General features: G+C 57.5%; 27 protein-coding genes and 1 tRNA gene. 10 read left to right on the top strand and 18 right to left on the bottom strand.

Annotation, left to right across the window (positions count from 1 at the left end; translation table 11 throughout):
- Window positions 1-82: 82 nt before the first annotated feature.
- Together NMK_RS01155 and NMK_RS01150 are read left to right on the top strand one after the other, a co-directional pair.
- Window positions 83-1,420, top strand: a complete 1,338-nt coding sequence (locus tag NMK_RS01155; RefSeq protein ID WP_109013916.1) for a DEAD/DEAH box helicase — start codon at window positions 83-85, stop codon at window positions 1,418-1,420.
- Between the two features lie 87 nt (window positions 1,421-1,507).
- Entirely contained in the window at window positions 1,508-2,845 is a 1,338-nt protein-coding gene (locus tag NMK_RS01150; RefSeq protein ID WP_109013915.1) for a DEAD/DEAH box helicase, read from the top strand.
- 102 nt (window positions 2,846-2,947) lie between these two features.
- On the opposite strand, the gene NMK_RS01145 is transcribed toward NMK_RS01150, so the two are convergent.
- Window positions 2,948-3,739 (bottom strand): hypothetical protein, encoded by a 792-nt coding sequence (locus tag NMK_RS01145; protein WP_146187112.1) that lies wholly within the window; start codon window positions 3,737-3,739, stop codon window positions 2,948-2,950.
- 111 nt (window positions 3,740-3,850) lie between these two features.
- On the bottom strand, window positions 3,851-5,683 hold the full coding sequence (gene recQ / locus NMK_RS01140) for a DNA helicase RecQ (protein WP_109013913.1): 1,833 nt from the start codon (window positions 5,681-5,683) through the stop codon (window positions 3,851-3,853).
- An 84-nt stretch (window positions 5,684-5,767) separates the two neighbouring features.
- Here recQ and NMK_RS01135 point away from each other — a divergent pair, with 84 nt between their 5' ends.
- On the top strand, window positions 5,768-6,124 hold the full coding sequence (locus tag NMK_RS01135) for a nuclear transport factor 2 family protein (RefSeq protein WP_109013912.1): 357 nt from the start codon (window positions 5,768-5,770) through the stop codon (window positions 6,122-6,124).
- Window positions 6,125-6,137: 13 nt separating this feature from the next.
- On the opposite strand, the gene NMK_RS01130 is transcribed toward NMK_RS01135, so the two are convergent.
- From NMK_RS01130 to NMK_RS01085, 10 genes are all read right to left on the bottom strand, one after another.
- Complete coding sequence (locus tag NMK_RS01130; protein ID WP_109013911.1) at window positions 6,138-7,100, bottom strand: PLP-dependent cysteine synthase family protein; 963 nt, start codon at window positions 7,098-7,100, stop codon at window positions 6,138-6,140.
- Window positions 7,101-7,106: 6 nt separating this feature from the next.
- Window positions 7,107-7,421 (bottom strand): non-heme iron oxygenase ferredoxin subunit, encoded by a 315-nt coding sequence (locus NMK_RS01125; RefSeq protein WP_109013910.1) that lies wholly within the window; start codon window positions 7,419-7,421, stop codon window positions 7,107-7,109.
- A gap of 66 nt (window positions 7,422-7,487) precedes the next feature.
- On the bottom strand, window positions 7,488-7,889 hold the full coding sequence (locus tag NMK_RS01120; protein WP_109013909.1) for a DUF59 domain-containing protein: 402 nt from the start codon (window positions 7,887-7,889) through the stop codon (window positions 7,488-7,490).
- A gap of 3 nt (window positions 7,890-7,892) precedes the next feature.
- A complete protein-coding gene (sufU, locus tag NMK_RS01115) occupies window positions 7,893-8,333 on the bottom strand; it encodes a Fe-S cluster assembly sulfur transfer protein SufU (protein WP_109013908.1) in 441 nt (146 codons plus the stop codon).
- A 3-nt stretch (window positions 8,334-8,336) separates the two neighbouring features.
- The gene (locus tag NMK_RS01110) at window positions 8,337-9,572 is read right to left on the bottom strand and encodes a cysteine desulfurase (protein ID WP_109013907.1); all 1,236 of its coding nucleotides are present in this window, start codon (window positions 9,570-9,572) and stop codon (window positions 8,337-8,339) included.
- Window positions 9,569-10,903 carry a Fe-S cluster assembly protein SufD gene (gene sufD, locus NMK_RS01105; RefSeq protein WP_227871294.1) on the bottom strand — a complete coding sequence of 445 codons (1,335 nt, stop codon included), beginning with the start codon at window positions 10,901-10,903 and terminating at the stop codon, window positions 9,569-9,571. Before sufD ends, NMK_RS01110 begins: the two co-directional genes overlap by 4 nt.
- A gap of 54 nt (window positions 10,904-10,957) precedes the next feature.
- Window positions 10,958-11,719 (bottom strand): Fe-S cluster assembly ATPase SufC, encoded by a 762-nt coding sequence (sufC, locus tag NMK_RS01100; protein ID WP_109013906.1) that lies wholly within the window; start codon window positions 11,717-11,719, stop codon window positions 10,958-10,960.
- A gap of 22 nt (window positions 11,720-11,741) precedes the next feature.
- The gene (gene sufB / locus NMK_RS01095; RefSeq protein WP_109013905.1) at window positions 11,742-13,190 is read right to left on the bottom strand and encodes a Fe-S cluster assembly protein SufB; all 1,449 of its coding nucleotides are present in this window, start codon (window positions 13,188-13,190) and stop codon (window positions 11,742-11,744) included.
- Window positions 13,191-13,196: 6 nt separating this feature from the next.
- Entirely contained in the window at window positions 13,197-13,679 is a 483-nt protein-coding gene (locus NMK_RS01090) for an SUF system Fe-S cluster assembly regulator (RefSeq protein ID WP_109013904.1), read from the bottom strand.
- 158 nt (window positions 13,680-13,837) lie between these two features.
- On the bottom strand, window positions 13,838-14,026 hold the full coding sequence (locus NMK_RS01085) for a hypothetical protein (RefSeq protein ID WP_109013903.1): 189 nt from the start codon (window positions 14,024-14,026) through the stop codon (window positions 13,838-13,840).
- Between the two features lie 212 nt (window positions 14,027-14,238).
- On the opposite strand from NMK_RS01085, the gene NMK_RS01080 reads away from it, so the two are divergent.
- The 3 genes from NMK_RS01080 (at window position 14,239) to NMK_RS18665 (ending at window position 16,768) form a co-directional block, all read left to right on the top strand.
- The gene (locus NMK_RS01080) at window positions 14,239-15,822 is read left to right on the top strand and encodes a hypothetical protein (protein WP_109013902.1); all 1,584 of its coding nucleotides are present in this window, start codon (window positions 14,239-14,241) and stop codon (window positions 15,820-15,822) included.
- A gap of 62 nt (window positions 15,823-15,884) precedes the next feature.
- Window positions 15,885-16,268 (top strand): 4a-hydroxytetrahydrobiopterin dehydratase, encoded by a 384-nt coding sequence (locus tag NMK_RS01075; RefSeq protein ID WP_109013901.1) that lies wholly within the window; start codon window positions 15,885-15,887, stop codon window positions 16,266-16,268.
- A gap of 164 nt (window positions 16,269-16,432) precedes the next feature.
- Window positions 16,433-16,768 (top strand): hypothetical protein, encoded by a 336-nt coding sequence (locus tag NMK_RS18665; RefSeq protein ID WP_227871292.1) that lies wholly within the window; start codon window positions 16,433-16,435, stop codon window positions 16,766-16,768.
- Window positions 16,769-16,786: 18 nt separating this feature from the next.
- Here the strand turns inward: NMK_RS18665 and NMK_RS01065 are convergent, their stop codons facing one another.
- Window positions 16,787-17,014 carry a hypothetical protein gene (locus NMK_RS01065; RefSeq protein ID WP_109013900.1) on the bottom strand — a complete coding sequence of 76 codons (228 nt, stop codon included), beginning with the start codon at window positions 17,012-17,014 and terminating at the stop codon, window positions 16,787-16,789.
- A gap of 113 nt (window positions 17,015-17,127) precedes the next feature.
- Window positions 17,128-17,343 carry a hypothetical protein gene (locus NMK_RS01060; protein WP_146187111.1) on the bottom strand — a complete coding sequence of 72 codons (216 nt, stop codon included), beginning with the start codon at window positions 17,341-17,343 and terminating at the stop codon, window positions 17,128-17,130.
- Window positions 17,344-17,510: 167 nt separating this feature from the next.
- Here NMK_RS01060 and NMK_RS01055 point away from each other — a divergent pair, with 167 nt between their 5' ends.
- From NMK_RS01055 to NMK_RS01045, 3 genes are all read left to right on the top strand, one after another.
- The gene (locus NMK_RS01055; RefSeq protein ID WP_109013898.1) at window positions 17,511-18,848 is read left to right on the top strand and encodes a CorA family divalent cation transporter; all 1,338 of its coding nucleotides are present in this window, start codon (window positions 17,511-17,513) and stop codon (window positions 18,846-18,848) included.
- A 69-nt stretch (window positions 18,849-18,917) separates the two neighbouring features.
- Entirely contained in the window at window positions 18,918-19,679 is a 762-nt protein-coding gene (locus NMK_RS01050; RefSeq protein WP_109013897.1) for a COG4705 family protein, read from the top strand.
- Window positions 19,680-19,862: 183 nt separating this feature from the next.
- Window positions 19,863-21,026 (top strand): hypothetical protein, encoded by a 1,164-nt coding sequence (locus NMK_RS01045; protein ID WP_109013896.1) that lies wholly within the window; start codon window positions 19,863-19,865, stop codon window positions 21,024-21,026.
- Between the two features lie 95 nt (window positions 21,027-21,121).
- Here NMK_RS01045 and NMK_RS01040 read toward each other — a convergent pair whose 3' ends face one another.
- Window positions 21,122-21,307 (bottom strand): DUF2798 domain-containing protein, encoded by a 186-nt coding sequence (locus NMK_RS01040; RefSeq protein ID WP_227871301.1) that lies wholly within the window; start codon window positions 21,305-21,307, stop codon window positions 21,122-21,124.
- Between the two features lie 67 nt (window positions 21,308-21,374).
- Complete coding sequence (locus NMK_RS01035) at window positions 21,375-22,085, bottom strand: alpha/beta fold hydrolase (protein WP_227871291.1); 711 nt, start codon at window positions 22,083-22,085, stop codon at window positions 21,375-21,377.
- A gap of 282 nt (window positions 22,086-22,367) precedes the next feature.
- Here NMK_RS01035 and NMK_RS01030 point away from each other — a divergent pair, with 282 nt between their 5' ends.
- Window positions 22,368-22,976, top strand: coding sequence for a TetR/AcrR family transcriptional regulator (locus NMK_RS01030; protein ID WP_109013894.1), 609 nt, complete (start codon window positions 22,368-22,370; stop codon window positions 22,974-22,976).
- Between the two features lie 56 nt (window positions 22,977-23,032).
- Here the strand turns inward: NMK_RS01030 and NMK_RS01025 are convergent.
- Both NMK_RS01025 and NMK_RS01020 read right to left on the bottom strand, forming a co-directional pair.
- Window positions 23,033-23,108 (bottom strand) — tRNA-Arg (locus NMK_RS01025).
- 114 nt (window positions 23,109-23,222) lie between these two features.
- Window positions 23,223-23,633, bottom strand: coding sequence for a DUF2147 domain-containing protein (locus NMK_RS01020; protein ID WP_181376128.1), 411 nt, complete (start codon window positions 23,631-23,633; stop codon window positions 23,223-23,225).
- Window positions 23,634-23,675: the final 42 nt, after the last annotated feature.

The following is a 23,675-nucleotide window of genomic DNA, read 5'->3' as shown; positions in this document are numbered from 1 at the left end:
AAGGGCCGTTGTCGCTCGACCTTTTTATACATGGTCGCGCTGTCGGCTTGCGCTCGTCCGGGACTGGCTCGAAGGGAACTTCGTGTCTTTTGAATCACTGAATTTGAACCCGTCCATCCTCAAGGCGCTGACCGAGGCTGGCTATACCCAACCGACCCCCATTCAGGCGCAGGCTATTCCTGCTGCCATCGAAGGCCGCGACCTCTTGGCCTCCGCACAAACCGGCACCGGCAAGACCGCAGCGTTCATGTTGCCCTCGCTGCATCGCATCGCCACGCCTTCTGAAAGCCGCAGCCGCGGCCCGCGCGTCCTGGTGCTGACCCCGACCCGCGAACTCGCCACCCAGGTTAACGACGCTGCCCGCAAGTACGGAAAGTTCATGCGTGCCCGCACCGTCAGCATCGTCGGCGGCATGCCCTACCCGGTTCAGAACAAGCTGCTGTCGCAGCCCGTGGACATCCTGGTCGCCACCCCCGGTCGTTTGATCGATCACATGGAACGCGGCCGCATCGATTTCTCCCGCCTGGAAGTATTAGTGCTGGACGAAGCCGACCGCATGCTGGACATGGGCTTCATCGACGACGTGGAGCGCATTGCCGCCGCCACGCCTTCCACTCGCCAGACCCTGCTGTTCTCCGCCACGCTGGACGGCGTGATCGGTACCCTGGCTGAGCGTCTGCTCAACAACCCGCAACGCATCGAAGTGGCCACGGCGCAAACCCGCCATGCACAAATCGAGCAGAAGCTGCACTTTGCCGACAACCTCGAGCACAAGCACAAGCTGCTGCACCACATCCTGGCCGATATCGAATTGCGCCAAGCCATCGTTTTCACCGCTACCAAGCGCGACGCCGACGCATTGGCCGAAGACCTGTATGCCGAAGGCCACAAGGCTGCCGCGCTGCACGGCGACATGAACCAGGGCGCCCGTAACCGCACGCTGACCAAGCTGCGCCACGGCGATATTCGCGTGCTGGTCGCCACCGACGTGGCCGCCCGCGGGATCGACGTCAACGGCATCACGCACGTCATCAACTTCGACCTGCCCAAGGTTGCCGAAGACTACGTTCACCGCATCGGCCGTACCGGTCGCGCCGGCAACACCGGCGTGGCAATCTCGTTCGCATCCCACGCCGATCGCCGTCACCTGTTCAGCATCGAACGCCTGACCGGCCAGCGCCTGCAAGCCGAGGTTATCCCCGGCCTGGAGCCCAAGCAGCGTCCGGCCAAGCCCGCGCACAAGAAGCCTTTCAGCGGCAAGCCGCGCACCGGCAACGGCGAAAGCCACCGTTCAGGCAACCGTTCCGCCAACGGCAACAGCACAAGGAATGGCAATAGCAACAGCACCGGCAACAACGGCAATCGCCACTGGTATGACGCGAAGCCGTCCGGTGCCAAGCGCCGCGGCAATTTCGCCTGATCGTAGAACCACGGCCGGGCGGAGCACTCCAACAGTCAGGATTGCTCTGCCTCCGTGTCAAACCATTTAGCGACAACAGAACCATCAATGGAAGATTCCGTTAAAGACCCCATTACTTTCGCTTCGCTCGACCTGGACGCAAAAATTCTGCGCGCCATCGAAGAAGCCGGTTACACCACCCCGACCCCCATCCAGGCCCAGGCCATTCCCCATGTGCTCGCAGGACGCGACCTCATGGCGATGGCCCAGACCGGCACGGGCAAGACCGCGGCGTTTACGTTGCCGCTGCTGCAACGCCTGCTGCCGCATGCCAGCACCAGCGTCTCTCCTGCCCGCCATCCGATCCGCGCCCTGATTCTGGCGCCGACCCGAGAACTGGCAATCCAGGTCGAAGAAAACGTGGTGACCTATAGAAAGCACGTGCCGCTGCGCTCCACGGTCGTCTACGGCGGCGTGGACATCAAGACGCAAAAGCCCGCGCTGATGCAAGGTGTGGAAATCCTGGTGGCGACGCCGGGGCGTCTGCTTGATCACGTGGAAAGCAAGAACCTGCAGCTCAACCAGGTGCAGACGCTGATCCTCGACGAAGCCGATCGCATGCTGGACATGGGCTTCATGCCCGACCTGAAGCGCATCCTCACGCTACTGCCCAAACAGCGCCAGACCTTGCTGTTTTCCGCCACATTCTCGGACGAGATCAAGAAACTCGCGCAGGATTTTCTCGTTAATCCAATAACGGTTGAAGCGGCGCGTCGCAATACAGCGGCCGAGACTGTCAAGCAATCGGTGCTGCTGGTCGACCAGGACAAGAAATTCCACGTACTGGCCGAGCTCATCCGCAACCGCGGCGTCAAGCAAGTATTGGTCTTTACCCGTACCAAGATCAGCGCCTCTCGCCTCACCCGTCTGCTAGACCGCGAAGGCATTCCCGCCGACGCCATTCACGGCGACAAGAGCCAGCAGGAGCGCATCAAGGCGCTGGACGCGTTCAAGGAAGGCAAGATCACGGCATTGGTCGCCACAGACGTTGCCGCCCGCGGCATCGACATCGACCAACTGCCGCTCGTGGTCAACTACGAACTCCCGCCCAACGCTGAAGACTACGTGCACCGTATTGGCCGCACCGGTCGCGCCGGTGCCTCCGGCGAAGCCATTTCGCTGGTGGATGGTGAAGAAGAAAAGCTGTTGCAGGACGTGGAAAAGCTGCTGAAGCGCCAGTTCCCCCGCGAACGCGCCCAGATCAATTCCTACAGCCGTCCCCGCTCGTCGGAACGTAAGCCGCGCTCGGCAGAAGAGGAATGGTTCTACAAGCCTTACGAACCCTCGCCCAATGCAGGCATGCCGGCTGAGCGTCCTGCACTTCGCCAAGGCAAAGCCAAGAAGCAGATCGCAGCATTGCTCGGCGGGCTTTCAGTCAAGCACTGACAGATCGCTTTTCGCCTCAATGAAAATGGCCGGGTGCACTAAACAAAGTGCACCCGGCCATTGTTTTATTCAGGGCGGATTATTCCTGGCGAGTAAGCGGTTTTAGCTCTTGGACCACTTCACTGCCGTATGGCCGTTGAGCGGCGGGTCGTAGCATTCGGTGGATTTGATGGTATCGAACCAGGCAAGGAAAGCTCGCAAGTTACGCCCATCAGCCACTGGATCGTCCGGCGTCCTCGCCTCGATGGCATTCATGTAGGCCGTCACTTGCCCCGGCGGCAGCACCAGCAGATGCGGAGCACGGCAGATTCCGCGTTCGATTTTTTCATGCAGCGCCAACGCCGCATCGATTTCATCAGGGCTCACCCCAACCGGCACTAAAGCCTGCGGCCTCCCCGCTTGCGCAACCACATTGGCGGAAACAGTAGCCGTATGCAATGCCGGCAATCCGATCACCACAGCCAGCAACATGGCCGCTGCACCACCCACTGCCGCCCAGCCCACATTACGGGCCAGACTATGCTTCGTCTTTTGCGGACCGGAATTCGCGACCACTACTTGCGCAACCGCTGCAGCCTGACGCAATGCGCCGCTACGCGGATTGCGCAACTCTTCGGCAATGGCACCGTGCAAGAGAATATTGAGTTGACGGGCCAGGGCGGTGGGCTCCACCATCCCGGCAGCCTCAGCCGCCTCGGCCAGGAATCCGTTCAGATCCTCGGAGGAATACAGGCAATTCAGTCCCGCCGGAAACTCGCTGACGATTCGACTGCGAAATTCCGGTGCCTGGATCAAATGCTCGACAACGCCGAACACTCCTACCAAACGCTCTGCCGGGGTCGTGCCGCAGCGTTCAACCAGACGAAAAAACCACTGATGATCTTGAGCTTGCATCGCAGCCATCCCCGCCAATAGATACATTCATTATTTCATAAACTTGCGCAAGGGCAAGCATCAATATCCAAGACCTCCAAGTGCGGGAAAACCTAAACCTTCAACATGTGGCTATCCGCCGCCCTGCGATTCCTCCAGCACCTGCAAAAACGCATCGCCATAACGCGACAGCTTCGCTTGGCCGATACCGCTGATGCGACCGAGTTCGGCCAGCGTCTGGGGCTTGTTGTTGAGGATTTCCAGCAGCGTGCTGTCGTGGAAAATCACATAAGGCGGCACGCCCTGCTCCCGCGCCAGTTCCAGCCGTTTGCCCTTGAGCGCCAGCCAGAGCGGATCGTCGTTGGCACCGGCAAAGGCCTCCCTGGCTCGTGAGGCACGTTCCGCCTTGGTGGCCTTGCGCCGCTCCGGTTCCGGGTCGTGACGCAGCCAGACGGCTTGCTCGCCCTTGAGCACAGGCCGCGCGGCATCCAGCAACTTCAGGCCGCCGTAGGCTTCCATATCGGTTTCCAGGTAGCCAGCGGCGACCAATTGCCGGAACACGCTCCCCCATTGGGCTTGCGTCAGCTCCTTGCCGATCCCGTAGGTAGACAAAACATGGTGATTGAACTGGCGGATCTTGTCGGTTTCCTTACCCAGTAGCACATCGACGAGATGCACGACACCGAAGCGCTGGCCGGTGCGATACACGCAGGAAAGCGCCATTTGCGCGGCTTGCGTGCCATCCCAGGTTTCTACCGGTTCCAGGCAGTTATCGCACTGCCCGCAATCGCCCGGATGTTCCTCGCCGAAATAGCGCAAGATGGTCTGGTGGCGGCAAGCGGTGGATTCGCAAAAGCCGAGCAAGGCATCGAGTTTACGGCGCTCCACGCGCTTGCGCTCTTCCGGTGCGTCGCTGCCGTCCAGCATCTGTCGCATGCTCACCACGTCGCCCAAGCCGTAGGCCATCCAGGCATCGGCAGGCAAGCCGTCGCGTCCTGCCCGGCCGGTCTCCTGGTAATAGCCTTCCATGCTCTTGGGCAGGTCGAGGTGCGCGACGAAGCGCACGTTGGGCTTGTCGATCCCCATGCCGAAGGCCACCGTCGCCACCATGATGACGCCCTCCTCGCGCAAAAAGCGCTGCTGGTTGGCGTTGCGCGTTGAAGCATCCAATCCGGCGTGATACGGCAAGGCATCCCAGCCCCGCTCGCGCAGCCAGTCGGCAGTTTCTTCCACCTTGCGGCGCGACAGGCAGTAGACGATGCCGGCGTCGTTAGGATGTTCGTTTTCAAGGAATGTTTCCAGCTGCTTGCGTGCGTTGTTTTTCTGGGTGACGCGGTATTTGATATTAGGCCGGTCGAAGCTGGAGACGAATTGACTGGCTTCTTGTAACCCCAGCCGTTCGACGATTTCGCTGCGCGTCGGTGCGTCGGCGGTGGCCGTCAGCGCAATGCGCGGAACCGCAGGAAAACGCTCGTGCAGCACCGTCAACTGGCGATACTCCGGCCGGAAGTCGTGCCCCCATTGCGAGACGCAATGCGCTTCGTCGATCGCGAACAAGGCGATGCCGACGTGCGCCTCCACCTGCTCCAGCATCGCCAGGAAACCCGGCATCAACAACCGTTCCGGCGCCACGTAGAGCAAATCGAGATCGCCCCGCTGCAAGCGTGCCGACACTTCGCGGGCGCTATCCGCATCCAGGCTCGAATTAAGAAAAGCCGCTTTGACGCCAACCTGGATCAAGGCATCCACCTGATCCTGCATTAACGCGATCAACGGCGACACCACGATGCCCACGCCCTCGCGCAGCAAGGCCGGAATCTGATAACACAAGGACTTTCCGCCGCCCGTGGGCATGAGTACCAACGCATCGCCCCCCGCCGCCACATGCTCGACGATGGCCTGCTGAGCGCCGCGAAACTGGGTATAGCCGAAAACGTCGTGAAGAATTTGCTGTGCGGAGGCCATGCGAGGGGAACGAAAAACGGGTGTGGGGAGGATAGCAGATGTTGGCTACTGTATATTCAACAAAGGCAACAAGGAGACTTCGGCATGATAGACAAGGATTTCGCCACGCACTTTGCACATGACTGGATAGCAGCCTGGAATAGCCACGACCTCGAGCGCATCCTTGCCCATTATGCGGATGATTTTGAAATGTCTTCTCCCTACATCGCCCAGATCGCGGGGGAATCCAGCGGTACGCTCAAGGGGAAAAAAGCCGTGGGCGACTATTGGGCCCAGGCGTTGACGCTGATGCCTCAGCTCCGCTTCGAGTTGAGTACCGTTCTGGTGGGGATCAACAGCATCACGTTGTATTACAAAGGTACACGAGGCATGGCCGCTGAGGTGTTTTACTTTGGACCAGATGGAAAAGTGAACCGCGCCGTTGCGCATTATGCGGCGTGATTTCAGATGTAATTCAGGCAAACTCCCCGCGCACCATATTGCGGTGCCACATACCCGTAGAGGTATAGCGTTCCCCGGTATCAGGCAACAGCGTGAGGACGCTGCCGTATTTACCGGTGGAAGCCAGCTTGAGTGCCCCGCGAACATAAGCGCCTGAGGTCGGGCCGACGAATAGGCCCTCATGGGCCAGCCAACGGCAAACGACGCGGGCTTCTTCCTGGGTCACGGGGATACGTTCGTGCACCAGGGACTGATTCAACAAAGCAGGGTTGGCATCGCTTAAGCGGCTCAAAGGTCGCCAGCCTTCAAACCCGGCAAACCCCCAAGGCACGACCAACGCGATGTGGATATTGGAATTGGCTTCGCGCAGGCGCCGGCCCATGCCGGTCAAAGTGCCGCCGGTATCCACGCCGACGACCACCGCATCGGGCGGTGGCATGCCGGCCTCATCGAGTTGCGCCAAGGCTTCAGCCGCAGTGCCGTAGTAGTGCGATTGCCAGTTGGCGGGGTTGTGGAGCTGATCGCAACGCCAATAGCGGGTAGGAAAAACCTCCATCAACCGCGTTACTTCGGCTTGCGCGTCCTTTTCCTCAATCAATGGGTCCATCAAAATCAGTTCGGCGCCGTGCGCTGCCATGCGGTCGATCTGCTCCTGGCTGGCGTGGCCGGAAACGACCAGCGTGACGTTGATGCCCAGCGCTGCGCCCAGCATGGCGAACGAAATACCGGCATTGCCCGACACGCATTCCAGCAGCCGTCGCCCGTCTTCGAATCGCCCGTCCACATAAGCTTGCAGCAACATGCGCGCCGCGGGTCGGTCCTTGTAGGAGCCGCCAGGATTGGCGCTCTCGAGCTTGGCGAATAACCGCACGAAAGGATTGAGTTCGCGTCCCAGCCGCAAATCGATCAGCGGCGTATGCCCGACTGCCTGCAGGAGCGGGCTTTCGGCGGGCTGCAAGACGACGGCGGTATCCACAGGCGTTCAGCCCTCCGCATCCACTTGTACCATGCCGCCCTCGACGCGCACGGGATAAGTCTTGAGGTCTTCGTAGGCGGGCGCCGAGTTGACCTTGCCGGTAGGAATGGAAAAGCGGGCCCCATGCCAGGGACACACGATTTCCTCGCCCTCGATGGCGCCACCGCACAATTCGGCATACTCGTGGGTGCAGATGTTGTCGGTGGCATAAAATCGGCCTTGCAGGTTGAACACGGCAATCGGCAAGCCGTGATGGTCTGCTACCTTGCAGGTGCCGCTCGGCCAATCGTCGGCCGCGGCCACGTCGATCCAGGCGTTCATGATGGCCTCTCAGGAATGTTGATTCGATCTTAGGACGCCAAACGGCAACGCTCTGCGCGACAACGCTCACAGCAGCCCGAGCTCAAGCTTGGCGGCGTCCGACATCTGTTCGCGCGACCACGGCGGTTCCCACACCAGCTCGACGTGGGCTTCGCGTATCTCGGGAATGGTCAGCACGGCGTCTTCCACCGTTTGAGGAAATGTCTGCGCCACGGGGCAATTGGGCGCGGTGAGAGTCATGCGGATATCGACACGGGACTGGGGGGGCTCGGCACTAGGAGATATCTCGATGCTGTAGATCAATCCGAGGTCGTAGATGTTGACGGGGATTTCGGGGTCGTAAATGCTGCGCAGCACTTCGACGACACGGGCCTTGAGTGCATCGTTATCCAGAGGCGCCACCTCCGTGTCGGAGTTGGTATTTGTTTCAGAAGGTTTGTCTCCCAACAACTTGCGCAGATCGAACATGCCCTACTCCGTAGTGACAGGCTGTGCGGCGTTCTCTAGCGCGGCCTTCATGGTATGCCAGGCCAGCGTTGCACATTTGATCCGCTGCGGAAACTCGCGCACGCCGGCCAATACTTCCAGCTTGCCCAAGCCCTCGTTCGTGCCCTGCCCCGTCACCATGGCGTGAAAATGCTCCATCAGCTGCTCGGCCTCGTCAGGCGTGCGGCCCTTGAGGGTCTCGGTCATGAGCGAGGCGGAAGCGGTACAAATAGCGCAGCCGGAGCCTTCGAAATGGACGTCGCGGATAGCCCCGCTTTCCACGTCGAGGTACACCGTCACCTTGTCGCCGCACAGCGGGTTGAACCCCTGGGCCTGGCGGTTGGCATGCGGCAGCGGTCCATAGTTACGCGGCTTGCGGTAATGGTCGAAGATGACTTGCTGGTAGAGGTCCCTGAGATCGTCCATGCTTCACCCGTTAAAGAGTTCGATGACTTTTTCCAGCCCCGCCGCCAAAAGCTCCGCCTCGAACCGCGTGTTGTAGAGCGCGAATGAAGCGCGCGCCGTGGCGGGAACGCCGTAGCGGTCCATGATGGGCATGGCGCAGTGGTGGCCGCTGCGGATGGCGATGCCCTGGCGGTCCAGGATCGTGCCAACGTCGTGGGCGTGGGCTTCGTGCATCACGAACGACAAAATGCCGGTTTTCTCCCGCGCCGTGCCGATGAGGCGGATGCCGGGAATCGAGGAGACAAGTGAGGTAGCATGTTCCAGCACATTCTGCTCGTGCGCCATAATGGTTTCCATGCCGATATTGCCCACGTAATCCAACGCTGCACCCAAGCCTACCGCACCCGCCACATTGGGGGTGCCGGCCTCGAACTTGAACGGCAGCACGTTGTACTCGGTATGTTCGAAAGTCACGGAGCGAATCATGTCCCCCCCGCCTTGGTACGGCGGCATGGTGTTGAGCAATTCGGTTTTGCCATACAGCACGCCGATGCCCATGGGGCCGTATATCTTGTGGCCCGAGAACGCATAAAAATCGCAGTCCAGCGCCTGCACGTCGACCGGCACGTGGGCAATGGCCTGGGCGCCGTCGAGCAGCACGGGGACATCTATCTCGTGCGCGAGCTCAATCATCGTCTGCACCGGATTGACCGTGCCCAAGGCGTTGGAGACATGGCTCACGGCCACCAGCCTGGTGCGCGGGCCTAATAATCGTTGGTAGGCATCCAGCTGGATCTCGCCCGCATCGTTGATGGGAATCACCTTGAGCCGTACGCCAGTCTGCTGGCACAGCATCTGCCAGGGCACGATGTTGGAGTGGTGCTCCATGGCGCTGATGACGATCTCGTCGCCCTCGCGCAATCGGCTCCGGCCGTAGCTTTGCGCCACCAGGTTGATGGCCTCGGTGGTGCCGCGCAGGAAAATAATCTCGCTGGGGCTCGCCGCATTGATGAAGCGCTGCACCTTGCCCCGCGCCGCTTCATAGTCCTCGGTGGCACGCTGGCTCAGGGTGTGCACCCCGCGGTGCACGTTGGCGTTGTCGTGGCGGTAGTAGCGCGCCTCGGCCTCGATCACGTCGTAGGGCTTTTGCGTGGTCGCGGCATTGTCGAGGTAGACCAGCGGGCGCTCGTGCACGTGACTTTCCAGAATGGGAAAATCGGTCCGCCAGCGCACGACATCTTGCGTATCTCGCATATTCATAACAACTCCTTGATGCTTTCTCCCTGCGGCAAGCGGTCCAGAACCATGTCGACGATGCGCGAACGCAGCTCCGACACCGGCACGCGCTCGATCACATCGTTGAGGAAACCGTACACCAGCAATGACCGAGCAGTTTCGGCGTCGATGCCGCGCGATTGCATGTAGAACAGGCTGTCCTCGTCCAGCTGTCCCACCGTTGCGCCATGGGTACATTTGACTTCGTCGGCGTAGATTTCGAGCTGGGGTTTGGTGTCCACTTCGGCCTGGCGCGACAGCAGCAGATTACGGTTGGATTGATGGGCGTCGGTTTTCTCGGCGCCCGGACGTACGATGACCTTGCCGTCGAACACACCGCGCGAAGCACCGTCCAGCACGCCTCGGTAGCATTCCCGACTAGTGCCGCGAGGCGCCTGGTGATCGATGCAGGTGTGATGATCGGCTTGCTGGCGGCCGTTGAGCAGGTACAAGCCGTTCATGCGGCAATCGCAATCCGGCCCGTCTAGGCTCGAAGTAATGTCGTTGCGCACCAGCTTGCCGCCCAGCGCGAAAGAATGTGAAACGAAGCGGCTACCGGCTTTTTGCCGGGCATGTACGCCGGCGATATGAAACGCAGCGCTGCCTTCCTGCACCAGCTTGCAATGGTCGATGGTGACGCCCGACGCAAGCTCCAGCTGCGTTACGGCGTCGGTGAAATTGTGGGCGTCCAGCGTGCCCATGTAGTGCTCGATGACGGTAGCTTCTGCGCCTTCTCCCGCCAGAATGATGTTGCGGGGATAAATCGATACGCCGTAGCCGCTGGCGATATAGAGCAAATATACCGGCGTCTTGAGCCGCGTGCCGGGTGCCAGCCGCAGGACGGCACCGTCGGTTGTGAAAGCCGTGTTAAGCGCATCCAGCACGGTGTGCTCGTGCACGGCGTCGAACAACTCCGGCGGCAGTTGAGCGTTCTCGTCCAGCATCCCCGCCAGGCTTTCAAGTTGAACGCCCGGCCCGAGGTTGCGCGGATAGGACAACTCGGGCGAGTAGTGCCCGTTGACGAACACCATGAGGTGAACGTTTTGCCGCGACAGCATCCAGGCGTTTAGGGCGGCCTCAGACGGTGCGTCCGGCGGGATATTGTCGGGAGCAAACGAAGCGCGCTTGGCAAGGATGGAAAGGTCGGTATATTTCCAGGCTTCATCCCGACGTGTGGGAAAACCGCGCGCTGCAAAGCGCTCGAAGGCGGCTAGCCTGGCCTCGCGCACCCACGGCACCTCATGCCCGGCCAGCGCCAGCGGCACTTGGTCCAGCGCCATGTTCTGCCAATGCTCCTGGACGTTCATGGTTTCCATTGTTGCCTCCTCGCTACCATCTTCCGGCGAATTCGCATGCGCTTCAGTGCTGCATCACGCAGCAACGGCCTTGGATTCCTGTTCTACCCAGCCATACCCGCGCTGCTCCAGTTCCAAGGCCAGCTCTGGCCCGCCGGACTTGAGGATGCGGCCTTGCGCCAGGACATGCACCACATCGGGCTTGATGTAGTTGAGCAAGCGCTGGTAGTGCGTCACCAGGACAATAGCGCGGCCCGCACTACGCAAGCCATTGATACCATTGGCGACCACCTCAAGCGCGTCGATATCGAGCCCTGAATCAGTCTCGTCGAGGATGGCGAGCCTGGGCTCCAACATGGCGAGTTGCAGCACTTCGTTGCGCTTTTTCTCGCCGCCGGAAAAACCCTCGTTCACTGCCCGCGTCAAAAAAGCCTCGTTCATCTGCATCAACTTCATCTTCTCGCGCACCAGGCTCAGGAACTCCATCGCGTCCACCTCGGGCAAGCCCTGCTGGCGGCGGATGGCGTTGAGGCTGGTCTTGAGGAACATGGCGATGCTGACGCCCGGGATTTCCACTGGATATTGGAATCCCAGGAAAATACCTTCGCGCGCTCGTTCTTCAGGCGACAGTTCCATCAGGTCTTGTCCCAGGTAGGCGACTTCGCCTTCGGTGATCTGGTAGCCGGGCTGTCCGGCGATGACTTGGGCCAGCGTGCTCTTGCCCGAGCCGTTGGGACCCATGATGGCGTGGACTTCGCCGGCCTGGATGTCGAGATCGATGCCACGCAGGATTTCCTTGCCGTCGCGGCTGGCGTGCAGGTTGCGGATGCTCAGCATGAATGTTCTCCTTCGATTGACCTTACCCGGTGCCACCCTCCAGGCTCACGCCCAGGAGCTTTTGCGCTTCCACGGCGAATTCCATCGGCAGTTCCTTGAACACGGCCTTGCAGAAACCACTCACGATCATCGACACCGCGTCTTCCGGCGAGATGCCGCGCTGGGTGCAGTAGAACAATTGATCCTCGCCGATACGCGAGGTCGAAGCCTCGTGCTCCACCTGCGCGTCAGGGTTCTTCACTTCGATGTAGGGGAAGGTGTGCGCGCCGCAGCGATGGCCCAGCAGCAGCGAGTCGCACTGGGTATAGTTGCGCGCCCCGTCGGCCGAGGCCAGGACCTTGATCAGACCACGGTAGGCGTTCTGCCCCAACCCCGCCGAGATGCCCTTGGAAATCACCGTACTGCGCGTATTGCGGCCGACGTGGATCATCTTGGTCCCGGTATCCGCCTGCTGGTGATGGTTGGTCAGCGCCACCGAATAGAACTCGCCGAACGACTCGTCGCCGCGCAGGATCACGCTGGGGTATTTCCAGGTGATGGCCGAGCCGGTTTCTACCTGCGTCCACGAAATATGCGACCGTGCACCCCGGCAATCTCCGCGCTTGGTGACGAAGTTGTAGATACCGCCGCGTCCTTCCTTGTCGCCGGGATACCAGTTTTGCACCGTGGAATACTTGATCTGCGCGTCTTCCAGAGCGATCAACTCCACCACCGCGGCGTGCAGTTGGTGTTCGTCGCGCATGGGTGCGGTGCAGCCTTCCAGGTAGCTGACGTACGCATCCTTGTCGGCGATGATCAGCGTGCGCTCGAACTGTCCGGTGTTCTTGGCGTTGATGCGGAAATAGGTCGAGAGCTCCATCGGGCAGCGTACGCCGGGCGGGATGTAGCAGAACGAACCGTCGCTGAAGACGGCCGAATTCAGGCAGGCGTAGAAGTTGTCGGTGAAAGGGACCACGGTGCCGAGGTAGGTACGGACCAAATCCGGATATTTCTGCACCGCCTCCGAAAACGGGCAGAAGATGATGCCCAAGTCGGCCAGTTTGTCTTTGAACGTGGTCGCAACGGAGACGCTGTCGAATACGGCATCTACCGCCACCCCGGCGAGCATTTCCTGCTCCTTGAGCGGAATGCCCAGTTTTTCGTAGGTGCGCAGTAACTCGGGGTCGACTTCGGCCAGGCTCTGCGGACCGTCCTTGCCGGACTTAGGCGCGGAATAGTAGGCAATGTCCTGGTAGTCGATGGGCTGGTAGTGGATATGAGCCCAATGCGGCTCGCTCAGGGTGAGCCAATGGCGGTAGGCTTGCAAGCGCCATTCGAGCATGAATTCCGGCTCGTGCTTCTTGGCCGAGATCAGCCTGATGATGTCCTCGTTGAGCCCGAGCGGCACAGTATCGCTCTCCAACTCGGTATAAAAACCGTGCTGGTAATCGCGGCTGATCAATTCATCGAGTTGCCGGTTGGCTGCGTCCATGGACTTTTACCTCCCTAAGCGCTCACCCTCTCTGCTACTTTGACCGGATACAAAGGTCACGACCGGATTCTGGCGCGATGCCGACATATCCTCGACGAGGTCGGCCAGGGTGACGGCCGAAAGTTGTCGGTAAATCTCGCGACTGATCCGTTGCCAGTTGGTGCGGACAGAACAAGACGACTCGTTTGCGCAGAGGCCGAGAAACTGGCTGCAACGGGTCAATCCCATGGGCTGGTCGTCCATCGCTTCGATGATGACAGCGAGAGAGATCGCCTCAGGCTGCTGAGCCAGCTGATAACCTCCTTTGGGGCCGCGCTGGGATTGCAGCAAACCTGTCCGCACCAAACGTTTGAGGATCTTGCTGACGGTGGGAATTTCCAGACCGGTGGCTGCGGCGATATCGGGGGCTGTGCGGCTCCCGCCGGGCGATTGCGCCAAAAACGCCATCACCACCGTCGCATAATCCGCAAGTCTGCTCACACGTAGCATGGAACCCTCCTCAACGATTCAATGCTTTCAAAATCGTTGCTTACGTCTTTTTGGACTGAAACGGTCCTGTATGGTTCCGAGAGGAATTTCGGGAAGCGGCACGAAAAAGCGGACAGCCTGCGTATGGTCGGGAAACAGGTTGTCCGTATCCGGGGACGTCAGGAGAAACAGGAATACTTGATGGTGCGGTAGATGTTCCACTTGAGGTCTTGGCCCGCCTCGTCGAACTGACTGCGGAGTATCGGATTCTGGATCAGATGATCGATCACAGGCGCGTCCCACAATTCGACTTGGTAAGGAATGGCATCAAGCAGGCCGGCAATCGATTCAGCAACAGCTTTGTGCATATAACCCCCTGATTTTAAAAAAATCCATGCAAAACGCATAAGCGGTATTTACGGAGGGTATTTTTGTTCTATAGTGAGCCGGAAAAGTAGTTTCTTACGGTATCTAACAACGTTATCTAAAACCAAGAAACCAATGGGAACGCCCGGAGCAAGGGGGTAAGGCAGTTGTGATGAATGTCTTATGAAGCCTCCGACTTCCCCAGGAGACTGCCATGCCTGAATGGAAACCATCCGATCGCGAGATCGTGGAAGGTTGTCTCAAGAAAATATTGTCGAGCGCAGTGTTCGAACACTCGCCGCGTCAGCAGCGTTTGCTGAGCTACCTCGTGAACCATGCGCTCGCGCCCGAGGCGCAGCCACTCAAAGGCTATACCATCGGCGTCGAGGTTTTCGACCGTGGGGCGGGGTTCGACCCGAACATGGAACCCATCGTACGCGTAGAGGCCGCCCGACTGCGCAACAAATTGCGTGAATACTACGTCGGCGAAGGCTGGAGCGACCCCGTCGTGATCGAGTTGCCTAAGGGCGGCTATCATCTCCAAATCGGACTACGTCCCCATCCAGAGACCCCATCCACTCCCGCCTCGCCGCTTCAAGCACAGCCTAAACCCAAGCCGCCGCTCTCGTTCGCCGTGCTGCCGTTCGCCTGCCACGGCAATACACCGGGGCTGGATGCGCTGACTTACGGCCTAGCCGAGAATCTCATTGCCGAATTATCGCGTTTGCCCGGGTTGCACGTGCTTTCACGCAAAAGCTCGGCTGCTGCGGCAGCAACTGAAGCCGGCGCAACAGAACTCGGCGAACGTCTGGGGGTGCGTTACTTGATTGAAGGCAGTATCCAGGCCGTAGGGCGACGAGTCGCCATCATCGTGCAATTGGTGGAAACCGAATCCGGCCGTACCTTGTGCGGAGAGCGCTTCGAGCGCGATCTCGGTGATGTATTGAAGCTGCAAAGCGAGATCGTTGAATGCGTCATCGCATCTATCCGGCAGAAGCTTGCGCCGTCAGGCCTGATACAGAGCGGCTCCCATCCTGGGACTGAAGTCGAGCATAGGCGTACGGCCGACATTTCCGGCTGGCGCCGAGCCCTGGTTGCCCTGGACGATGCACGCGGCCAGTTTCAGCAAGCGGTGGAGTGCGATCCCAGCTATGCCGCCGCGCACGCCCTGCTGTCGAGAACGCTGCTGTTCCAATGGTGCCTAGCCTGGGGCGAGGCACGCAGCCTGCTCGAACGCGCCTTGCAGCACAAGCGTACCGCCATCGCACTGAACCGGCATCACGCCTTTTCCCGCGGGGTGCCCGAGATGATCCGCCTCGGGCATCGCCATATGCTGGACGCGGTACGCGAAGCCCATGAAGCGCTGACTTATGATCCGGGTAATTCAAGCGCCGCCCTGCTGCTTTCGCTTAACCTATCCTCGGCCCAGATGCCCGAGGAGGCGCGGCATTTTCTCGAAAAAGCACGGTCGCCGCTGCTGTATCCCTCGCCCTTCCACCAGTTCGCCCAGGGGCAATGCCACTATGCCGAAGGCGACCTCGGCCAAGCCGAAAGTGCGCTCAAGCGCTGCGCCGAGCTGTGCAACACCCCACTTCCCATGGGTGTCTACCGCATCACATGCCTCGAACTGCTGGGCAGCGTGGAAGAAGAAACCCAGGTGCGACGGGACTTGCGCGCCACACTCGTCGGGAACGAAGGCAGCATGATGATGCGCTTCGCTCCGTCGGATCGCCGCAGTTTTTCCCAGCGCGCGCAAAACGTGCCGGACCGCCGGAAATCCCGCACGCCCTCCGTATAGAACGCGTTAAGATTCATCCTGTCCAACGGGAGTTGGACACGAAACGATCACGGGAGAACGACATGGACGATCTAGGCCTTACCTCCAAAACATGCACACCCTGCCAGGGCGGCATTCCGCCACTGACGCCGCAGGAAGCGGAACATTTCCGCAGCAATGTTCCCGATTGGGAACTCCTCGACAACACCACCAAGGTCAAACGTACCTTCCGCACCCGCAATTTCATGGATGCAATGGGGCTGGCGCGCCAGGTCGGCGAGCTATGCGAAGCCGAAGGCCACCACGCCGATATCACCTTCGGCTGGGGTTACTGTAAGGTGGTGTTCCAGACGCATAAGATCAACGGCCTGCACGAAAACGACTTCATCATGGCTGCCAAGGTGGATCAGCTTGCGTCGCAAGGCGCGGCGGGGACCATGCAGAAAATCAAGGAAGAAGTCGAGTAACAAAGCGCATTATTTGAGTTTGGCATGAATAACAAGGAGCTTGCACAGCCCCGGTTGCAAGTCGTTTTATCGCGTCATGCCGTTGTCATAATAGTGCAACACACGTGTGTTGAACCCTGAGGTATAGTCCGGGCTCATTCGATACTTACTGCAGGGGGAACGCAATGAAAATCAAGTCTCCAAGCGAGGTTTACCTGGAGAAAGCTCGTCAACTCTCAGAAGAGGAAACCGAGCGCCTGTTTTCGCGCATGGGCAGCAAGCTGCGCAAGAAGCAGGAGAAGGAAAAGGTCAATGTCGTAGAAGCGCTCGCCATTCAGCTTGAACTGGAAGACGAAATGCTGCGAGAGTGGCGCGAACGTTTTGCCGAGATCAAGCAAAAGCACGACAAGAAAGAAGACATCGCCAAGAGCGAAGACAGAAAGCCGGAAGAACAATCTGCCGGAAAAACTCCTGAAGCGGCCAAGCCTGCGAAGAAGCCACGCGCCAAAAAGGCGGTTTAAGCTAAACCTTTCGCCCGTTTAATGCGGAAGCACATGGGCGACGGTTTCAGCGGCAATTAGATGCCGCCAGCCGTCGGTGCTCTTGACGTCCAGGAAAGACACGCCGCCGACGGTATAAGAACCCAGATACTTCCGCAGCTTTGCATCCAGCCGCACGGCCGCACGGTCCGCCTGCTCTTTCTTGACGGCGAACATATAGGTTGCGCCGGGTTGCAGTTGCTTGATTTCACAAGTCTCGATTGCCATGATTGTCATCCTCTGTCGTTTATCTTTTCTGTATGTGACAGGAATGATAGGCAACGATTGTTACGGCAATTTTAAACAGCAAAAATTTTTAATTTCGCTGGTCCAGCCATAGGTTAGTCGAAGCAGGCACGCCGATTCTTGACGGTGGCCGACATTTCCTCATTGAAGGCACTGACCTCGCGGCCGAACGCGTCTCGCTCTTTCACCGACTTCTTCGCCGCCTCGATGCTGCGTATGCAGCGCCAGCGACGTCCGTTGCGCACAGTGATGACCCGCATCATTTCTTCCGCATGCATCATCCCGCAGTAGTAGCAATATCGATTCGCCATTTTCACTCCTTGTCTGCCGCTCGGTACCTCCCGAGTCTAGGCGCCAATTGTGACAACCACATTGAACCGCATCTTTAAAGGAAAAATACACCAGGACAAGCCTTGAAGTATGTGCTCCATAGTATCATTAGCCCCTATTTCGGCCAGACGCAATTCAAGGACATCCAATGGCAGAGCAGGAAAACCTCCAGGAACATTTTATTGCCGTCCAAAATCTGTTGTCCAAGCAGAAGTTGGTGGAGGAACTTGTGCATCGGCAGGACATGCCGCGCCACGATCTGGTGGAGTCCTTGGTCCACAAGCAAAACCTGGCCGAACTGCAACGCTTGATCGGTCGCCTGCCGACCAGTGTCATCGCTCGCATCCTGGAAGACCTATCGGAAGAAGACCGTAAGACGGTCTGGGCCCTGGTGCACGATGTCAGAAAAGACGAAATCCTGCTCGAAGTGTCTGACGACGTACGCGTCGAGTTAGTTTCCGAACCCAAGCCGCAGGAGCAAAGCATGATGGTGCGCGTGTTCGACCTGCACGAAGGCCGCTTGCGTCAGATTCCCATCTACCATCACCAGGACATGAGCAGCGTCAAGCCCATCTGGGTCGACCTGGTGACGCCGGAAGAAGAGGAACTCGCCTGGGCGGAGGAGATGTTCGGCGTCAAGCTGCCCAACCCCAAGGATTTAACCGACCTCGAAACCAGCGCGCGTTTTTACGTGGAAGACAACGAGGAAGTCCACCTGCATTCGGACTTCCTGCTGGACCGCGAGGACGAATCGCGCAACGTCGCAGTGGCTTTCATTCTCAAGGGCAACACGCTGTTCTCGGTACGCTCGGAAGAACTCCCGGTGTTCCGCTTGCAGCGCCTGCGCGCCCGCGCTCAAGCCGGCTATGTGACGGAAGCCAAGGACGTGCTGCTCGACCTGTATGCTGCCGACGTGGAATATTCTGCCAATGCGCTGGAAGACGTGTACGCCCGACTGGAAGAAGTCGGCCGCCAGGTATTCCGCTCGCATATGACCAACGCGCAGGCCGCCAAGATCCTGACCACGATTTCGGAAGAAGAAGACGTCAACGGCCGCATCCGCCGCAACGTGCTGGATACCCGCAATGCTCTCTCCTTTCTCATGCGCAGCAAGTTGCTATCGAACGACCAGCACAACGAGACACGCGAGATTCTGCGCGACATCGAATCGCTGGACGGCCACACCAACTTCCTGTTCAACAAGATCAACTTCCAGATGGATGCGACGGTCGGCTTCCTGAACGTTAACCAGAACATCGACTTGAAACGGTTGACCATCATCAGCGTGGTGTTTATGCCGGTTAACGTGCTCGCCGGCATCGGCGGCATGTCTGAATTCTCGATGATGACGCACGCCATTCCCTGGCCTCTCGCCTATGGCAGCTTCATTATCGCCATGATCATCATTGGCTACATGACGTACATGTGGCTCAAGGCGTTCGAAGACCGTTCCATCAAAGGGCAGCGCATCGGCAAAAACGGTTGAGGGTTGGAGGCGGTATCGATTATCCGCCTCGGGCTGGACAGCCGTGCCCTATGTTCGAAGGAGTAAAAGTTGAACGATCCAATCAAGTCCAGCTTGAGCAAGGTTCCGGCAGTCAACCTAGTGTTCTGGCTTATCAAGATTGCGGCCACGACGCTGGGCGAAACCGGAGGCGACGCGGTTTCCATGTCGATGAACCTGGGGTATCTGCTCAGCACTGCAATTTTCTTCGGGTTATTCCTCATCGCAGTATTCGTGCAAATCAAGTCACGGCAATTCCACCCCTACGTTTACTGGACCACCATCATTGCCACGACAACGGTAGGCACCACGCTGGCGGATTTCGCAGATCGGTCACTGGGCATCGGCTATGCCGGCGGGTCGACGCTATTATTGGCGCTGCTGCTTGCATCGCTATTTGTCTGGTATCGATCAATGGGTTCGATCGCGGTCGAAAGTATCACGACGCCCAAGGCTGAAGCCTTCTACTGGCTCACAATCATGTTCTCCCAAACGTTGGGAACGGCATTGGGGGACTGGACTGCCGACTCGGCCGGATTCGGCTACGATGGCGCAGCATTACTTTTCGGTGGATTACTCGGCATTCTTGCTGCCGCTTATTTCTGGACCAGGCTCTCACGCACCCTGCTGTTCTGGGGAGCGTTCATTCTTACCCGGCCGTTGGGTGCTGTCGTCGGCGATTTCTTGGATAAGCCGGTAGCTTCCGGTGGACTGGAACTAAGCCGCTATTCTGCAACGGCTGCACTACTCGCCTTCATCATTGCCTGCATCCTGGTCTTTCCCCAACGTCCGGCTACGAATCAGTCCCATTGATTCAGCTGTAGATTTGTTCGCTACTAAACATACATCGCTTGTAATTTAATGTTCCATTAGCGACATACAGGCATGCGCAGCGCGCTGACCTTCATCGTCTCCACGATCCTCGGCTCCCTCGGGCTAACCCTGTTCTGGCCCTGAAACAATTCAGGCTTAGGCTCATGGCCATTGGGAGCACAAATGAAATACCGCTTGCCTTTCCGCAGCAAGGTGTTCATCCCGTTGCAGAAACTACTGCATGTGCTCGGGCCGAAAATAACCTTGTATTTCATCTGTTACCTGATTGCCGCGATTTCTTTTGGGGGATTCTTCGAGAAATGGGCATTTCGGGATGGAAAATCAGGCTGCTCGGTAACTGAAATGCTGGACGGGACAGCCAAGCGGCCTTATGTCTATCGCCGGTTGCTGCCGACGACTGCCAACTTGATCAACAAGGTTGTACCCAACCGCATTAATCGTCGCTTTTCCGGTTGGCTATCCGCCGACCCCGGAAAACACAATTTCATCCATCGCTATTTTTCCAACGCCAAGGATAGCGTAAACCCAACTTACGCTTTCAGGTATTACGTGCTTTTCGTGCTGTGCTTTGCGTCTTATTTTTTCGGGATACTGACGCTTGAGGCCGTATGCCAGGAGATATATCCCGATACAACCGCCGCAACGCTGGCAGCATTCCTCATGGCAATCATCTTCCCACTGCTCACCACGCAAAGCGGCTACATGTACGACATGGTAGAGCTGCTCTTCATGGCTTTGGCGGTCTTGGCCGCGGTTCGCGGTCGTATTCTCTTGCTCGCAGGGATTACCGCCCTTGCGACATTCAACAAGGAATCGTTCTTTTTCTTCGTCCTTACGCTTTACCCTTTTCTTAGGGAAAAGTTTTCCACTCGTAAAACGCTGGCCATCGAAACCGGCTTGCTTACCGTGGGAGGGGTGGTCAATCTGCTGGTCAAGTTTTATTACGCGGAAAATCCGGGAAGTATGGCCGTGGAGCAACTTCCCACGCATCTGAAGTGGCTCCTCAACCCAACCTCCTATCTACATTTCGAAGTGAATTACGGCGCAATCACCCCACAGGGGCTCAATCTTATTTACCTGATTATTCTTGGTTTTGTAGTAAGCAATGCCTGGGAACATTTGCCTAATCCATTCAAAAGGCATGGCCTGATAGCGGTTGGCATCAATATCCCGCTATTCATTGCGTTCTGCTATCAAGGCGAGCTGCGCAACCTCAGCATGGTGTTCGTGACACTCGCCGTCATGTTATGCATCACCATTTCCCAACACCTCCAACAGCTTTACGGAGGAACGAGCGCTATCCGCATAGGGCCGCTTCAATCATAACGATATCGATCATTCTCATCTGTATCATGGCCGAAAGCGTGCTTAGCTATCCGTCAGTTGGTAAACCCGAAGCGGAATGCCGACAGTTTTTTCAGTCACGCATCATCAAAAAACCTGTCAAGGAACCTGTTCACAAGGGGCGCAATCGTCAGTATTGCAATAAAGACAATCGGCCACGCAGTGATGAAGCCCTTAACCCAAGCATGCAGGAAAATCGTGATGGATTCTGCATGAAGGTAGATGATGACGCCGGACACTAGCAGCGCCGTGCAACAGGACATCACCAATGCAAACAGAATCCCTCGATACCGTTTCGGAAACTTCATAACCATGGATTTAGCCTAGCCATTAGTTCGTCAATACAATTTCAGTCAATTTTCGCGCATTGTCCACAAACGAAAAGTGCCCCGTGTTTTCTAGCGTTGTGATTTCTACGCCACCCAGTGCTCTTGCCGTGCGCTCCCTTTCAGCGACTGTTGACCAGTCATTTTGGCCATAGATCAATGTGACAGGCGCTTTCACTTTTGAATAAAGCGTCCTTGCCTTGCTCCACGATTCCCAACCAGCAAAAGTACTACGCTCCACATGACGATAACCTTTACGTCGTCCAACACGGTCAAACTCTGACAACAATTTTCCGGGCATCCAGTGTTTATTTTTCAATCCCCCCTTCATGATGATGCCCAGGAATAGTTTGTTTTCCAGGCCCGCAACCACCGCCCCGATGTAAGGAATCGCAAATTGTCCAATCACAAAGTTCGCAAGAAAATTACCGCGCCGCACGCCATCACCATAGCGCTGATCGTAGTCATAAGTATTGGATGAAATGACCTTCTTGATCCGTTCGGGCAGTTGACTGGCAACCGTCAACGCCAGTACTGCACCGATTGATTCGCCCACAAGGGTGATGTTCTTTAGATCAAGCTTTTCAATAAACGACACTACGGCACTGCGGAAATAAGGCTCATCGTAGTTTGCTGTGATATCGATAGATGAATGCCCATGCCCGGGCAAATCTATCGCGTATACCGTGAAGTGTTTCGCCAATTGTGGAATCACCTCTTCGAATTATTCAAGTTGCGTTCGAATCGTGTGAATCAGAACAAGCGGAACCCCGCTCCCGGCTTTCAGGTAACGAATATTCCTGCTTGCATCGATTTGAATCTCTAAAACCTTACTCGATTGTGATTCCATGGCTGTTCTCCTGATGATTAAGTGGATTCCACAATGTGGTGAAATTAATTATGTACCGTACGGTAAATAATATGTTCAGGAAAAAGCGAAGTCAACATTTATTTACCGTATGGTAAAATAATATTTATTATCTCAAGCAATAAGCTCATGAATATTTCAGAACCGAAAAAACCACGCGGACGACCAAGCGCCTTTAACTATGATGAAGCCCTTCAAAAGGCGCTGATGGTGTTCTGGTCGAGAGGATATGAAGGCGCATCCATGGCTGAACTTACAGAGGCCATGGGTATCAACCGCCCAAGCATTTACGCAGCGTATGGGAACAAGGAGGAGCTGTTTTGCAAGGCTCTGGAAAAATATATGGTTGGGCCTACGGCTTATGTCGCAGCAGCAATGCGTGAGCCAACAGCAAGGCAAGTAGTGGAGGCATTCTTAACCAAATCAGCTGAGTTCCTAGCCGACGAAAACACTCCCAGAGGATGCATGATTGCGATCGGTTCTCTGTTTTCCGGCGCAGATGCGGATCAGGTAAAGCAGGCATTGATTGCCTATAGGCGAGGATATGAAACAGCACTCAAAGAACGTTTCGACTTAGCAAAGTCACAAAATGACTTGCATAAAAGCGTTAACACTGCTGATTTAGCCAAGTATGTCGCTACGGTTCATCAGGGAATGTCCGTGCAAGCAACGGGTGACGCAACTAAAGAAGAGTTATTGGCAGTTGTTCACCAAGCGCTTAAGAATTGGCCTACTTGAACGTCCGCTATAGCCAGTCACTACCAGAGCCTAAGGTCGCTAGCTAACCGTGCATGTGGCGCCCCGAAGACGAATCGAACGTCCGACCTACCCCTTAGGAGGGGGTTGCTCTATCCACTGAGCTACCGGGGCATTGCAAAGATCGATGACATAAGATCAATCGACTTGAATCAATTGCTTAGCATCGTTGCGGGGCGTGATTTTACCTGAGGGCGGGGTTTGCTGCATCAGTATTTAAGGCGAGCCTTATTCGCTGCGACGCCAGATTTCGGATTGGCCGATCCAACTGAAGTTGATGAAGCCCGTCACCTGCAGTGTTTTTCCGTCTTCAGAGAGTCGGATGCTGCAATGATAAATTTTGCCGTCGTCCGGGTCGAGAATCTCCCCGTCTTCGTAATGCAGCTTGTCGTGGCGTTTCATGCCCCAGAGAATGCGCAGGCCGAGCATCGGGTGATTATGGAGTTCACCGGTACAGTGGGAACATTCGGTTTCGCTTGGGATACCTGGTTGTTCGACCACCTTTTCGATCGCACCCTCATAGGTATTGTCTGCTTTCCTGCTGATGCGGATGAGTGCATCGACCTTGCCCGTATCATCGTCATATTCTTGCCAGAGGCCGGTGATATCGGCCTGGGCGCCCATGGATGCCAAAAGCAAGAGAGCCGTCGCACAAGGCTTTAAGGTTGACGCGGCCAAGCT

The organism is Novimethylophilus kurashikiensis (assembly GCF_003112435.1).
GTDB lineage: Bacteria > Pseudomonadota > Gammaproteobacteria > Burkholderiales > Methylophilaceae > Novimethylophilus > Novimethylophilus kurashikiensis.
The sequence above is the reverse complement of the archived record's forward strand: the minus strand, read 5'-3'. Positions and strand labels throughout refer to the sequence as shown.

Excerpts from the sequence above, each read along its gene's own strand:
- sufU (WP_109013908.1), bottom strand. The coding sequence starts at position 8,333 with ATGGACGATCTCAGGGACCTCTACCAGCAAGTCATCTTCGACCATTAC.
- NMK_RS01120 (WP_109013909.1), bottom strand. The coding sequence starts at position 7,889 with ATGTTCGATCTGCGCAAGTTGTTGGGAGACAAACCTTCTGAAACAAAT.
- NMK_RS01045 (WP_109013896.1), top strand. The coding sequence starts at position 19,863 with ATGAAATACCGCTTGCCTTTCCGCAGCAAGGTGTTCATCCCGTTGCAG.
- NMK_RS01055 (WP_109013898.1), top strand. The coding sequence starts at position 17,511 with ATGGCAGAGCAGGAAAACCTCCAGGAACATTTTATTGCCGTCCAAAAT.
- sufD (WP_227871294.1), bottom strand. The coding sequence starts at position 10,903 with ATGGAAACCATGAACGTCCAGGAGCATTGGCAGAACATGGCGCTGGAC.
- NMK_RS01060 (WP_146187111.1), bottom strand. The coding sequence starts at position 17,343 with ATGGCGAATCGATATTGCTACTACTGCGGGATGATGCATGCGGAAGAA.
- NMK_RS18665 (WP_227871292.1), top strand. The coding sequence starts at position 16,433 with ATGAAAATCAAGTCTCCAAGCGAGGTTTACCTGGAGAAAGCTCGTCAA.
- sufC (WP_109013906.1), bottom strand. The coding sequence starts at position 11,719 with ATGCTGAGCATCCGCAACCTGCACGCCAGCCGCGACGGCAAGGAAATC.
- NMK_RS01040 (WP_227871301.1), bottom strand. The coding sequence starts at position 21,307 with ATGTCCTGTTGCACGGCGCTGCTAGTGTCCGGCGTCATCATCTACCTT.
- NMK_RS01135 (WP_109013912.1), top strand. The coding sequence starts at position 5,768 with ATGATAGACAAGGATTTCGCCACGCACTTTGCACATGACTGGATAGCA.
- NMK_RS01080 (WP_109013902.1), top strand. The coding sequence starts at position 14,239 with ATGCCTGAATGGAAACCATCCGATCGCGAGATCGTGGAAGGTTGTCTC.
- NMK_RS01085 (WP_109013903.1), bottom strand. The coding sequence starts at position 14,026 with ATGCACAAAGCTGTTGCTGAATCGATTGCCGGCCTGCTTGATGCCATT.
- NMK_RS01030 (WP_109013894.1), top strand. The coding sequence starts at position 22,368 with ATGAATATTTCAGAACCGAAAAAACCACGCGGACGACCAAGCGCCTTT.
- NMK_RS01150 (WP_109013915.1), top strand. The coding sequence starts at position 1,508 with ATGGAAGATTCCGTTAAAGACCCCATTACTTTCGCTTCGCTCGACCTG.
- sufB (WP_109013905.1), bottom strand. The coding sequence starts at position 13,190 with ATGGACGCAGCCAACCGGCAACTCGATGAATTGATCAGCCGCGATTAC.
- NMK_RS01145 (WP_146187112.1), bottom strand. The coding sequence starts at position 3,739 with ATGCAAGCTCAAGATCATCAGTGGTTTTTTCGTCTGGTTGAACGCTGC.
- NMK_RS01075 (WP_109013901.1), top strand. The coding sequence starts at position 15,885 with ATGGACGATCTAGGCCTTACCTCCAAAACATGCACACCCTGCCAGGGC.
- NMK_RS01110 (WP_109013907.1), bottom strand. The coding sequence starts at position 9,572 with ATGAATATGCGAGATACGCAAGATGTCGTGCGCTGGCGGACCGATTTT.
- NMK_RS01065 (WP_109013900.1), bottom strand. The coding sequence starts at position 17,014 with ATGGCAATCGAGACTTGTGAAATCAAGCAACTGCAACCCGGCGCAACC.
- recQ (WP_109013913.1), bottom strand. The coding sequence starts at position 5,683 with ATGGCCTCCGCACAGCAAATTCTTCACGACGTTTTCGGCTATACCCAG.
- NMK_RS01090 (WP_109013904.1), bottom strand. The coding sequence starts at position 13,679 with ATGCTACGTGTGAGCAGACTTGCGGATTATGCGACGGTGGTGATGGCG.
- NMK_RS01125 (WP_109013910.1), bottom strand. The coding sequence starts at position 7,421 with ATGAACGCCTGGATCGACGTGGCCGCGGCCGACGATTGGCCGAGCGGC.